Genomic DNA, 11,676 nt, shown 5'->3' on the forward strand with positions numbered 1-11,676 from the left:
GTTGAAACACTCATCGCCAGGTGTCTGACACCCGCTGAAGCACTGCGCCAAGCCGACCATCCTCTCCCCCGGGTGTCAGACACCGACATCGGTGCACGGTGTCTGCGCCCGGAATCCCGCTACGCCGCCTTCGCCTGCGCCGATTCCGCCAGCTTCGCGCAGACCGCCTTGGTGACCTGCTCGGTCGTGGCGCGGCCGCCCAGGTCGCCGGTGTGCAGCGCGGGATCGGCGGTGACGCTTTCGATGGCCTGCATCAGCCGTGCTGCCGCTTCGGTTTCGCCCAGGTGCTCAAGCAGCATCACCACCGACCAGAACGTCCCGACCGGATTGGCGAGTCCCTTGCCCATGATGTCGAAGGCGGAGCCGTGAATGGGTTCGAACATGGACGGATAGCGGCGTTCGGGGTCGATGTTGCCGGTCGGCGCGATGCCCAGGCTGCCCGCCAGCGCGGCCGCCAGGTCGCTCAGGATGTCCGCATGCAGGTTGGTGGCAACGATGGTGTCCAAGGTCGCGGGCCGGTTGACCATGCGGGCGGTGGCGGCGTCGACCAGTTCCTTGTCCCAGGTCACGTCGGGGAATTCGCGGCTGACCTGCACGGCGATTTCATCCCACATCACCATGGCGTGGCGCTGCGCGTTGGACTTGGTGACGACCGTCAGCAGCTTGCGTGGCCGCGACTGCGCCAACTTGAACGCGAAGCGCAGGATGCGCTCGACGCCGGCGCGCGTCATGATCGACACGTCGGTCGCGGCCTCGATGGGATGGCCTTGATGCACGCGGCCGCCGACGCCCGAGTACTCGCCTTCGGAGTTCTCGCGCACGATCACCCAATTCAGTTGCTCGGGCGTGCAGCGCTTGAGCGGCGCGTCGATGCCCGGCAGGATGCGCGTGGGACGCACGTTGGCGTACTGGTCGAAACCCTGGCAGATCTTCAGGCGCAGGCCCCACAAGGTGATGTGGTCGGCGATGTCGGGATCGCCGGCCGAGCCGAACAGGATCGCGTCCTTGTCGCGCAGCGCGTCCAGCCCGTCGGACGGCATCATGACGCCATGCTTGCGGTAGTAGTCGCCGCCCCAGTCGAAATCTTCAAATTCGAACCGCAGACCGCCCTGGGCCGCGAGTTCCTGCATGACGCGCTGGCCGGCGGGAATCACTTCCTTGCCGATGCCGTCGCCGGGAATGGTTGCAATACGATAGGTCTTCATGGTGCCAGCGCTCCGTGCGAATGAGTCTGCTGGCACTGTACCGAGCCCGGCGCGCAGCGCACGCGCCCAAATTCACAACATTTTCAACCTGCAGTTGAAAGTGCGGAATGGGTCGGCGGCTGCGCGCTGCGCCAGCCGGCCTCGTGCGCCAGCAGCCAGCGCTTGCGGTGCAGACCGCCGCCGTAGCCCGTCAGCGCGGCGTTGGCGCCGATCACGCGATGGCAGGGAATGACGATGCCCACGGGATTGGCGCCATTGGCCAGCCCGACCGCGCGCACGGCAGTCGGCCGGGAAATCCGCGCCGCAAGCGTGCCGTAGCTGACGGTGCAGCCGCCGTCGATGCCGCGCAGCGCGTGCCAGACCTGCTGCTGGAATGGCGTGCCGCCGAAGGCGACCGGAAGATCCGTGATGGCGTCCACGTCGCCGTCGAAATACGCTTGCAGCGCGCGGCTTGCCTGCGAGGGCTGCGAAGCGTCCTGCAGTTGCACCACGCCCCGGCCATACTGCCGCTGCAACAGCAGGTGCATGCGGGGTTCGTAGTCTTCCCAGTCCACGGCGCGCAGGCCGTCCTGCGCATCCGTCAGCACGAGCATTCGGCCGATGGGCGTGGGCACGCGTTCCAGCAAAAAAGTGTGTACCGGCATAATGTCGCTCCGGATAGGTGTGCAAGCCGCCAATATAGACCCGCCGCCGGACCGGGCGCTGGCGGTTTTCGGACAGCAGTGTGACATTCACAACCCTGTCCGAAAACCGCTAGATCTTGCCCGCCGGAGGGCGGTAGCATCGCTTCATGAACCTGAACCACGATGCCTGCTACAGCGCCATCCAGGTGCGCGACGCCCGTTACGACGGCCGCTTCTTCACGGCCGTCAAGACCACCCGCATCTATTGCCGCCCGGTCTGTCCGGCGCGCACGCCCCTGTCGAAAAACGTCACGTTCTTCACGACGGCTGCGGCCGCGCAGGAGGCCGGTTTCCACCCTTGTCTGCGCTGCCGGCCGGAAACCGCACCGGAGGTCGGCCCTGGCCACGAGTTGCCGGCCAGCGTGGCGCGCGCGTTGCAGCGCATCGAGCTGGGCGCGCTGGACGAGGCAGGTGTCGATGCGCTGGCGCAGCGCCTGGGCGTCGGCGAGCGGCAGTTGCGCCGCCAGTTCCGTCAGCACCTGGGCGCCTCGCCCGTCGCGTTTGCGCAGACGCGGCGCGTGCTGCTGGCCAAGCAGCTCATCCATGAAACGCAGTTGCCCATGGCCGAGATCGCGTTTGCCGCGGGTTTCGGCAGCATCCGCCGGTTCAACGAGGTGTTTCTGGACCTGTTCGGCCGGGCGCCCGGCGAACTGCGGCGTTCAGGCAAGCCGGAGGTGCCGGCGGGCCAAGATGGGGAAATCAAACTGCTCCTGCGCTACCGCCCGCCCTACGACTGGGACGCCATGCTGGCCTTCCTGCGGCTGCGCGCCATCCCCGGCGTCGAGTCTGTGATTGGCGACACCTATGCGCGCACCGTCAGCCTGGACGGCGTGCAGGGCACGGTCACGGTCCGGCCGGGCGCGGGCGACGCGCTTCAAGTGACGGTGCGCTTTCCTCGCCTGCAGTCGCTGCCGGCGATCATCGCGCGTTTACGCCGCGTGTTCGATCTGGCCAGCGACCCGGCGGCAATCGCGGCGCAATTTGCGGCGGATCCGATCATGACGGCACTGATGCAGGCGCGGCCGGGGCTGCGCGTGCCGGGCGCGTGGGACGGGTTTGAACTGGCCATGCGGGCGGTGCTGGGACAGCAGATCACGGTGGCCGCGGCCATCCGGCTGGCCGGCAAGCTGGTCGCGGCGCATGGCATGCCGCTGGCGCAGCCGGACGGCGCGCTGACGCACGTCTTCCCCGAGCCGGAGGCGGTGGCCGCCGCCGAACTGGCCTCGCTGGGCATGCCGCGCAGCCGCGCCGCGACGCTGTCCGCTGTGGCTGCGGCAGCCGTCGCGGACCCGCATCTCTTTGACGCCGCCGCCGATCTGGAAGACGCCGTGCGGCGGCTGCGCACGATACGGGGCGTGGGGGAATGGACGGCGCAGTACATCGCGCTGCGTCAGTTGCGCGAGCCGGATGCGTTTCCGTATGCGGATATCGGCCTGATCCGCGCGCTGGAAAAACTGGAGTCGCGGCCCTACACGCCCGCACAGCTTCTGGCGCGGTCCGAGGCCTGGCGGCCGTGGCGCGCCTACGCGGCGCAGCATCTGTGGACGTCGTGAGCGCGGCCGGTCAGCGGCCTCGTCACCACCGCCCTTCCGACCCCTCGCCAAAGTACGCCACCAGGAAATCCACAAACACCCGCACCTTGGCGGACAGGTGGTGCCGTTCGGGAAAGACGGCGTAGATGTCCGCCTGCGGCAACGCGTAGTCCTCTAGCACCTGCACCAGCCGGCCGCTGCGCAGGTAACGTGCCAGGTCCCATTCCGCGCGCTGCAGAATGCCCAGGCCGGCCAGTCCCCAGGTCAGCGTGACCTCCCCATCATTGCTGCTGAGGTTGCCGCGCACTTTCACGGTTTCGCTGCGCCGGCCCTTGGTGAACCGCCACAGGCCATAGGCGGCTTCGTTCTGGCGCAGCACGATGCACTGGTGCCGCGCCAGGTCGTGCGGCGTGGCCGGCGTGCCATGCTTTTTCAGGTAGCCGGGCGACGCGCAGACCAGGCGCCGGTTGGGCGCGATCTTGCGGGCGATGAGACTCGTGTCCGGCAAATCGCCAAAGCGCACGGCGACGTCGAAGGCCTCGCGCACGAAGTCGGCCGGCCGGTCGGTCAGCTGCAATTGCAGCGAGACCTCGGGATACTGCTGCGCGAACTCCGCGATGGCGGGCGCGATGTAGCTGCGGCCGAATCCCAGCGGCGCATTGACCTTGAGCAGGCCGCGCGGGGCCGCCTGACGGCTGGCGATGAGCGCGTCCAGATCGTCGATTTCGCCCAGGATGCGCCGGGCGTTCTCAAGATAGACCTCGCCCTCGGCGGTGAGGCTCAGGCGCCGGGTACTGCGGTTAAAGAGCCGCACGCCAAGACGCGCCTCGATCTGCGCTAGCCGCTTGCTGACGGCGGCGGGCGTGACGTCAAGCTCACGCGCCGCGGCCGACATGCCGCCCGCGCGCGCAAGTTCAACGACAAGGAGCAGTTCGCTGGAATGCCCCATCTGTGCGGCTCGCGCGGCTTAGTCGCGGAAGTTTTCGAACTGCAGCGGCAGCTCGACGTCGGTCTTTTTCAGCAGCGCGATGGCGGTTTGCAGATCGTCGCGCTTCTTGCCTGAGATGCGCAGCTTGTCACCGTTGATCTGCGATTCGACCTTGAGCTTGGCGTTCTTGATGGCGGCGATGAGCTTCTTGGCCACGGGCTGTTCGATGCCCTGCTTGATGGTGACCTTCTGGCGGGCGCCGCCCAGGTTTTCGAGCGGGTCGGCCACGTCCAGGCAGCGCACGTCGATACCGCGGGCCGACAGGCGGCCGCGCAAAATGTCCAGCATCTGCTTGAGCTGGAACGCGCTGGAAGCGACCTGGGTCACGACATAGCCCTCGAGTTCGAACTTGGCTTCGGTGCCCTTGAAGTCGAAGCGCGTGGACAGCTCGCGGTTGGCTTGGTCGACGGCGTTGGTCAGTTCGTGTTTGTCGACTTCGGAGACGACGTCAAAAGTAGGCATGACACGGGATCCTGTAAAAATTGGCGAAAAATGCAATGCCCGCCATTTTACCGGCCCCGCGCCCGGCGTCACGCCGTCATGTGGTGACGACCAGCAGTCGCTCCGGCTGCAGCGGGTGCGGCATGACGTGGGCGTCGATGCCGTAGGCCAGGAACAGGTTCTTCGGCGTCAGCACCTCTGCCGGCGTGCCGGCCGCAATGCCGCGGCCGCCGCACAAGAGGAGCAAGCGGTCGCACCAGCGCGCCGCCAGGTTCATGTCGTGCAGGATCACCAGTACCCCCGTATCGCCGTCGTGGGCCAGGCCCGCCGCGACGCGCAAGAGGTCGCCCTGATGCTTGGGATCCAGGCTGGCGGTGGGCTCATCCAGCAGCAGATAGCGTGGTTCCCCCTGCGTGCGCGCGGCCTTGCACTGCACCAGCACCCGTGCGAACTGCACGCGCTGCTGCTCGCCGCCGGACAGCTCGGGATAGCGGCGCGCATTCAGATGCAACACGTCGGCCCAGCCCAGCGCCTGATCCACCAGCGCGTCCACCTGCGCGGGCGACAGTTCCGGAAACGGGTACGCCCCCATCGCCACCACGTCGCGCACGTCCAGATCGAAACTGAGTCCGGGCTTTTGCGGCAGCACGGCGCGCAGGCGGGCCTGCTGGCGGTGCGCCAGTTGCTGCACGTCGGCATCGCCCAGACGGACCGTGCCGGCATCGGGCGTCAGTTCGGCGGACATCGCGCCCAGCAGCGTCGACTTGCCCGCCCCATTGGCGCCCAACAGGCCCACCACCTCGCCGGGCCGCACCGCCAGCGACACCTTGTCCAGGATGCGGTTGCCCCCGCGCGTCAAAACGAGATCGTCGGCTGCAAGCATCAACCGTGCCTCCGGCCGCGCGCCAGCAGCCACAAGAAAAAGGGTCCGCCCACCAGGCTGGTCACCAGCCCGATCGGCAGCTCGGCCGGCACGACGGCGACACGCGCCAGCCAGTCGGCCAGCGTCAGCGCCAACGCGCCGCCCAGCACGCAGGCGGGCAGCAGCCAGCGGTGGTTCGCGCCGAGCGTCATGCGCACCAGATGCGGCACCACCAGGCCGACAAAGCCGATGCCGCCAGTAGCGGCGACCAGTGGTCCGACGATCAGTGCGCACGCCAGCACGAGCTGCGCGCGCACGCGCTTGAGCGCGTAGCCCAGGTGCTGCGCTTCGCGCTCGCCTAGCAGCAAGGCATTCATGACGCGCCACTGGCGCATCAGCCACCACGACATCAGCAGCACCCACGGCCCCAGGAACGCCAGCAGCGTCCAGTTGGCGCCTGCCAGGCTGCCCATCGTCCAGAAAGTGAGATCACGCAATTGCGCATCATTGGCCACGAATGTGAACAGACCAATCATGGCGCCCGCCACCGCGTTGATGGCAATGCCCGCGAGCAGCAGTCCCGCCATACCGGGCACGCGCCGCCCCAGCGTGTACGCGCAAAAAGTGGCAAGCAGGCTGCCCGCGAAGGCGGCCGGCGCCAGCACCCAGAAACCGCCCGAGGTCAGCACGATGGCGGCCACCGCGCCCAGCGAGCCGCCCGCCGAAATGCCGATGAGGCCGGGCTCGGCCAGCGGATTGCGAAACAGCGCCTGCATCGCCGCGCCCGTGATGGCCAGCGCGGCGCCCGCCACCATCGCAAACAGCACCCGAGGCAGCCGGATGTCGATCAGCACGTTGCGCCACAGCGCATCTGACGCGGCGGGGTCGCCGAACAGCAGCCCGGGCATGTCGCGCAGCGGAATCTGCACCGCGCCGCTGCTGCTGGCGGCCAGCGCCACCCCCACCAGCGCGGCGCCCAAAACTGCCAGCGCCAGCGGCGCGGAGACGCGCTTTGCGCTAGCGCCCCATGACACCGGCCGCCTCCCGCTTGAGTTCGGTCAGCGCCAACGGCAGGCGCGGGCCCATGCCCAAGAGGAGCAGGTCATCCATGACGATGACGCGCTTGCGCGCGGCGGCGGGCGTGGACGCCAGTCCAGGAAGCGCCAGCAGCTTGTCCACGCCGCCGGACGCTTCCAGCGAAGTGCGCGTCACCACGATGAGGTCCGGTGCCAGCGCGCTGACCGCTTCGGCCGAGAGCGGCTTGTAGCCCTGCTGGTCCTTGAGCACATTGGCCAACCCCGCCATCGTCATGACTTCGTTGGCCGCCGTGCCGCCGCCCGCGCCTTGCAGCGTGCCGGTGCGGTTCATTACCAGAATGGCGCGCGCGCCGGTGACCGGAATCGCCTCGACCGCCTTCAGGTCGCGGGTGATCTCGGTCACCAGGGTTTCGCCCGCCGGGGCCACGTCCAGCGCCTCGGCGATGTTGCGGATGCGCGCCTTCAGCGAATCCACCGACGGCGCGTCCGGCACGGTGACGATGCGCACGCCGACGTCACCCAGGCGCTTGAGCGCGTCGGGCGGACCGGCCTGCTCGGACGCCAGCACCAGATCGGGCTTGAGCGCCAGCACGCCCTCCACCGGCACCGCACGGTAATAGCCGACGCGCGGCAGCTTGGTCGCGGCCTCCGGGTACAGGCTGGAGAGATCGTCTCCCACCAGCTTGCCGCCCTGCCCGAGCTGATACACGATCTCGGTCACGCTGCCGCCCAGCGTCACCACCCGTTCGGGCGGGCCCGCCTGTGCGCCAGCTGCCAGGAACCATGCCGCCACTGCCAACCATTTCTTCATCGCTTTCGTTTCCTTATGCGCTCAAGCGGCCAGCGGCGCGCTGCACAGGCCGACCATCAGGTCGCGCCATTGCGGGATTTCCCGCTGACCGGGTTTGCGTTCACCGAAGAACTGCACGATCAGATCGCCCGTGCTGGCGTACACCTCCAGCGAGGTGACCCAACCGTCGGTCGTCGGCTTGTTGACCACCCATGCCGACGCGATGGCCGTGGTGTTCAGGTGCAGGTTGAACTTGGGATCCAGCACGTTGAACCACGGGCCCGTGCGGCGCAGCGACTGCACCGGACCGGAGTGAATCTGGATCATGCCGCGGTTGCCCACGAAGCACATGATGCGCAGGCCCGATTCCGACGCCGCCTGCAGCATGCGCTCGACCGCGTCGGCGGGCACCGGCTGCGCCAGATCTTCGCCGGCCGCCGTCAGGGCCGCCAGACGCGACACCTTGAACTTGCGCAGCAGCGGGAAGAATTCGTGCGTGTCCTTCATGCCCAGCCACGCTTCGCGCCAGGCGGAAGCGTCCTCGACCTGTTCGGCGTCGGCGGACGGCGCATAGGCTTCGGCCACCGGCCACTGCGACTCGCCCGCAAACCGCGCGACCAGCGCGTCCCACGCGGCGGCATCCGTGCCGTCGGTGCGGTAGACCTTGTGCACCGCCACGCCCGCGCCGTCGAAGAACTGCAGGCTTTGGCGGCCATCCTGCTCAACCGCCCAGGCCGACTTCCACGCGGTGAAGAACACGCGCAGGTCGATGTCCGGTCCCAGCACCAGGCCTACCGGACCGTCGGCCTGGATGTCCTCATACATGCCGTGACGCTCGTGCACACACCAGTCGTTGCGCGTGAGCGCCATCACTTCACCCAGCGTGCCCAGTTCGCGGAAGATCTCCTGCGGCGTGCCATGCAGCGCCGTCGCCTTCACGCCGCCACAGCCCGCGGCCACCCACTCGGCCTCGGACACGCCCAGCGCTTCCGCAAGGTTGCGGGCGCGCAGCCCGGGTTGCGACGCCGCCAGCGTTTCGTTGCGGGCGCGCAATTGCTCAGCGCGGGTCGAGAAATCGGTATTCGTCATCGTAGGCCCTCCGGCCGGTGCAAAAAAACACTGCAGAAAACCGCCGCCGGTCCGGTCAGCGCCGAATGGCGGCGGACCGAACTCAATATTGATAAGTCAGTGAGACGCGCACGCTGCGTCCCGGTTCCGTGTACCAATCCACCGCACGCGGGATCGCGGTGGCGCCCGCGGTCGGCACGTTGATGGCCTCCCAGTACTTCTTGTCGAACAGGTTGAACACGCCCGCCTGCACCTGCAAGCCCTTCACCGCGGCCGGACGCCAGTAGCCCATCAGGTCCACCACGCCATAGCCCGGCGCCTTGAAGTCGGGATTCGGCGCGTCGGCCGACGCATCGGGATACTCGACTTTGTTGCGCTGCATCGCCGTGGTGAGCATCGCGTCCACGCCCCACACGTCGCGGCCATACCCCAAGCCCAGCACCGCCTTCAACGGCGCCACGGAATTCAGGTACTGCCCCGTGCCCTCATCCTTGCCCACCGCCCAAGCCAGCGAGCCCCACGTGCGCCAACCCGGCGCAAACTTCCAGTGCGCGCTGGCCTCGGCGCCGTAGATGCGGACCTTGGCGCGGTTGACGTTGCCCGTCACGCCCAGCGGATACTGCCCCGCCCAACCGGGCTGCCACTGCGGCGAGCTGGCATTCAGCGGCACATCGCCATCGATAAAGTTCTGATAACGATTATCAAAGAACGATACCGCACCGCCGAGGTCATCGGAACCGAGCTTGGCGCCCAGCTCCCAGCCCTTGCTGGTTTCGGGCTTCAGGTACGGGTTGCCCACGCGCAGATAGGTGCCCGGGCCGCCGTAGTTGGTGTAGAGCTGGGTGGCGCTGGGCGCCTTGAAGCCGTAGGCGTATTGCGCGTAAAGGCTGAGCTGGTCCGCCGCCCGCCACGTGGCCAGCAGCTTCGGCGAGAAGCGGCTGCCGCTGTTGCTGGGCGGCAGCGCGGCCGCGTTGGGATTGCTTTCGTAGCCGGCAGTGGACTGAGGCCTCTGTTCGTAATGGTCATAGCGCAGCGCCGGCGCCAGCGTGTAGCGCCCATCCGCGAAGCTGAACTCGTCCTGCACCCACAGCGCCCACTGGTTGCCCTTGGACTGCGGCACGTCGGCCTGGTTGGTGTGCAGCATGTCGCACGCACGCGGGCCGAATGGCGCGGGCATGCCGGGACGGATCACGGGGCAGTTGTCATAGCCGCTGGAGTTCTGCTCGGTCTTGTTGCCGTACCACTCGCCGCCGAACGACCACAGTTGCGACACCGACGCGCCCGCGATGCGCTTGGTGAATTCCGTGCTGGCGCCAAAGAGCGTCTGCTGGATCGAATTGCTGCGGCCGTAGGGGCCGTTGGGAAAACCGTAGCGGAATGGGTCGCCCGGAATGATGCGGGCGCGCGCGTCCACGCCGCGGATGCCGTCCAGCGAGTTGTCCAGGCGCACGCGCTGCCAGTACACCACCGCGTTGGCCGTGTCGATCAGTCCGCCTGAATCCGGCGCCGTGTACGTGTAGTCGAACGACACGCGCTCGCGCTCGGTTTCCTTGCGGGTGCTGTTCTGGCCGATGAGGTAGCTGGTGCCCGGGCCCTGCTCCCACATGTTGTCGATGTCGGCATTGCGCTTGAAGTATTCGCCCGTCAGACCGAACAGATGCGCGCCGTCCACCCGTTGCTGCAGCTTCATCAGGAAGCTGCGCTGGTCGTAGTCTTCGGGACTGGGCTCGCTGCGCTTGGCGCCGTAGCCGCCGACGTCGCCGCGGTTGTCCAGTTCGTGACCGTTGCGCACACCCGCCTGCACCAGCCAGAACGTGTTGCTGTGGATCTGCCCGGCCAGCGCCGCGTTGGCGCCCCAGCTGTTGTCCGCGGAGTCGAAGTCGGTCTTGGCCAGCGCGCCGAAGGTCTTGCCGCCGCCCAGCAGGTCCGCCGGATTCAGAGTGTGGAGGTCGGCAATGCCCGAAATCGCGCCCGAGCCGCCGCCGGTGGCGTCCGCGCCGCGCACGATGTCCAGGCGCGACAGGCTGTTGAAGTCCACGGCTTCCAGGCCGCCCTTCACGCCGCGCGCGCCGTCGTCCAGCCACGGCAGGCGGATGCCGTCCACGCGGGTCAGCACGCGGTCCTGGTCCAGGCCGCGGATGTTGATGCTGTTGGTCGTGCGATTGAAGTTCACCCCCGGTTCCGCGCGCCGGCTGAGGTCGGTCCAGTTCCGGATCTGCAGCTCGTCCATGCGGCGGCGATCGGTGCTCGTTTCCCAGGCCGGCGTGACGACGGCGGCCTCGCCGTCGATCTGCACGGGCGCAAGCTGCGTCACACTGCCCTGCGGCAGCGCCTGCAGCACGAAGACGCCGGCGCTGCGTTCCTGCACCCCCAGCCCGCTGCCCGCCAGAAGCCGCGAGAACCCTTCATGCACGGAGTACGCCCCCTGCAATCCCGCGGTGCGGCGTTGCCCAACCAGCGCCGCATCGAACAGCACCGTGACGCCGGCGCTGTCCGCAAATCGCGGCAGCGCATCCGCCAGCGATCCCGCCGGGATGCTGTAGCCGCGCGCGCCGGCCTGCGTCACCGCGGCACCCTGCGCCTGCGCGGCAGAGACCGGCAGCATCGCGGCGGATGCGGCGGACAGGGCCAGCGCCGCGTGCACGGCAGCGGTAAGACGGGTCAGCTGGCATTGCGTGCCTCGGGCTGGTCGGGCGCCGCTTGCGCGGCCGGCGGGGTAGTAAGCCATGGTCGTCCTTTGGATCCAACAGGTATCGGCATCCGTGTGCCTATACAGACCATGACCCTCGTGAAATCAAAACCGGACAGCATTTGCAAAAATATTTTCAACGCGCCCAAAAAATGCGCGGCAACTCCGTGAATGTGGCCTGCCATGCTGGCGTGCGGCCTTACGCCGCAGCGGCGCGGGGCGCGATCGTCACCCAGTACGGCGTGCGATAGCGCACCTGCACGGGCAAGGTCGCGGGCAGCGCAGCCAGCACCGCATCCGTATCGTGCAACTGGAACGCGCCAGAGATGCGCAGGTGCGCGATCTCGGGATCGCAGCGCAGGATGCCCTGCCGGTAGCGGG

At 68.1% G+C, this 11,676-nt stretch carries 10 protein-coding genes and 1 pseudogene; 1 reads left to right on the forward strand and 10 read right to left on the reverse strand.

Annotated elements, in window-relative coordinates:
* Positions 1-119 precede the first annotated feature (119 nt).
* Positions 120-1,205 carry a tartrate dehydrogenase gene (locus AC6LJW_RS18325; RefSeq protein ID WP_056571855.1) on the reverse strand — a complete coding sequence of 362 codons (1,086 nt, stop codon included), beginning with the start codon at positions 1,203-1,205 and terminating at the stop codon, positions 120-122.
* Between the two features lie 83 nt (positions 1,206-1,288).
* Entirely contained in the window at positions 1,289-1,849 is a 561-nt protein-coding gene (locus tag AC6LJW_RS18330; protein ID WP_498087928.1) for a methylated-DNA--[protein]-cysteine S-methyltransferase, read from the reverse strand.
* A gap of 146 nt (positions 1,850-1,995) precedes the next feature.
* On the opposite strand from AC6LJW_RS18330, the gene AC6LJW_RS18335 reads away from it, so the two are divergent.
* Positions 1,996-3,441 (forward strand): AlkA N-terminal domain-containing protein, encoded by a 1,446-nt coding sequence (locus AC6LJW_RS18335; RefSeq protein WP_498087929.1) that lies wholly within the window; start codon positions 1,996-1,998, stop codon positions 3,439-3,441.
* 22 nt (positions 3,442-3,463) lie between these two features.
* Here the strand turns inward: AC6LJW_RS18335 and AC6LJW_RS18340 are convergent, their stop codons facing one another.
* The 8 genes and pseudogenes from AC6LJW_RS18340 to AC6LJW_RS18375 form a co-directional block, all read right to left on the reverse strand.
* Positions 3,464-4,369 carry a LysR family transcriptional regulator gene (locus tag AC6LJW_RS18340; protein ID WP_056571861.1) on the reverse strand — a complete coding sequence of 302 codons (906 nt, stop codon included), beginning with the start codon at positions 4,367-4,369 and terminating at the stop codon, positions 3,464-3,466.
* A gap of 18 nt (positions 4,370-4,387) precedes the next feature.
* Complete coding sequence (locus AC6LJW_RS18345; RefSeq protein ID WP_056571865.1) at positions 4,388-4,870, reverse strand: YajQ family cyclic di-GMP-binding protein; 483 nt, start codon at positions 4,868-4,870, stop codon at positions 4,388-4,390.
* Between the two features lie 76 nt (positions 4,871-4,946).
* Positions 4,947-5,732 carry a heme ABC transporter ATP-binding protein gene (locus tag AC6LJW_RS18350; protein WP_498087930.1) on the reverse strand — a complete coding sequence of 262 codons (786 nt, stop codon included), beginning with the start codon at positions 5,730-5,732 and terminating at the stop codon, positions 4,947-4,949.
* Complete coding sequence (locus AC6LJW_RS18355; protein ID WP_369819011.1) at positions 5,732-6,706, reverse strand: FecCD family ABC transporter permease; 975 nt, start codon at positions 6,704-6,706, stop codon at positions 5,732-5,734. Before AC6LJW_RS18355 ends, AC6LJW_RS18350 begins: the two co-directional genes overlap by 1 nt.
* A gap of 22 nt (positions 6,707-6,728) precedes the next feature.
* Positions 6,729-7,559 carry a heme/hemin ABC transporter substrate-binding protein gene (locus AC6LJW_RS18360; RefSeq protein ID WP_427987616.1) on the reverse strand — a complete coding sequence of 277 codons (831 nt, stop codon included), beginning with the start codon at positions 7,557-7,559 and terminating at the stop codon, positions 6,729-6,731.
* A 21-nt stretch (positions 7,560-7,580) separates the two neighbouring features.
* Complete coding sequence (locus tag AC6LJW_RS18365; RefSeq protein ID WP_056571874.1) at positions 7,581-8,627, reverse strand: hemin-degrading factor; 1,047 nt, start codon at positions 8,625-8,627, stop codon at positions 7,581-7,583.
* An 82-nt stretch (positions 8,628-8,709) separates the two neighbouring features.
* Complete coding sequence (locus tag AC6LJW_RS18370; RefSeq protein ID WP_498087931.1) at positions 8,710-11,334, reverse strand: TonB-dependent receptor; 2,625 nt, start codon at positions 11,332-11,334, stop codon at positions 8,710-8,712.
* A 160-nt stretch (positions 11,335-11,494) separates the two neighbouring features.
* Positions 11,495-11,676, reverse strand: a pseudogene (locus AC6LJW_RS18375) (FecR domain-containing protein); the annotation flags it as partial.

It is taken from the genome of Achromobacter sp. 1012554356, assembly GCF_059760815.1.

What these genes read in the sequence shown, in the direction of transcription:
- AC6LJW_RS18330 (WP_498087928.1), bottom strand. Translation starts at nt 1,849, where the DNA reads ATGCCGGTACACACTTTTTTGCTGGAACGCGTGCCCACGCCCATCGGC.
- AC6LJW_RS18360 (WP_427987616.1), bottom strand. Translation starts at nt 7,559, where the DNA reads ATGAAGAAATGGTTGGCAGTGGCGGCATGGTTCCTGGCAGCTGGCGCA.
- AC6LJW_RS18345 (WP_056571865.1), bottom strand. Translation starts at nt 4,870, where the DNA reads ATGCCTACTTTTGACGTCGTCTCCGAAGTCGACAAACACGAACTGACC.
- AC6LJW_RS18370 (WP_498087931.1), bottom strand. Translation starts at nt 11,334, where the DNA reads ATGGCTTACTACCCCGCCGGCCGCGCAAGCGGCGCCCGACCAGCCCGA.
- AC6LJW_RS18340 (WP_056571861.1), bottom strand. Translation starts at nt 4,369, where the DNA reads ATGGGGCATTCCAGCGAACTGCTCCTTGTCGTTGAACTTGCGCGCGCG.
- AC6LJW_RS18365 (WP_056571874.1), bottom strand. Translation starts at nt 8,627, where the DNA reads ATGACGAATACCGATTTCTCGACCCGCGCTGAGCAATTGCGCGCCCGC.
- AC6LJW_RS18325 (WP_056571855.1), bottom strand. Translation starts at nt 1,205, where the DNA reads ATGAAGACCTATCGTATTGCAACCATTCCCGGCGACGGCATCGGCAAG.
- AC6LJW_RS18350 (WP_498087930.1), bottom strand. Translation starts at nt 5,732, where the DNA reads ATGCTTGCAGCCGACGATCTCGTTTTGACGCGCGGGGGCAACCGCATC.
- AC6LJW_RS18335 (WP_498087929.1), top strand. Translation starts at nt 1,996, where the DNA reads ATGAACCTGAACCACGATGCCTGCTACAGCGCCATCCAGGTGCGCGAC.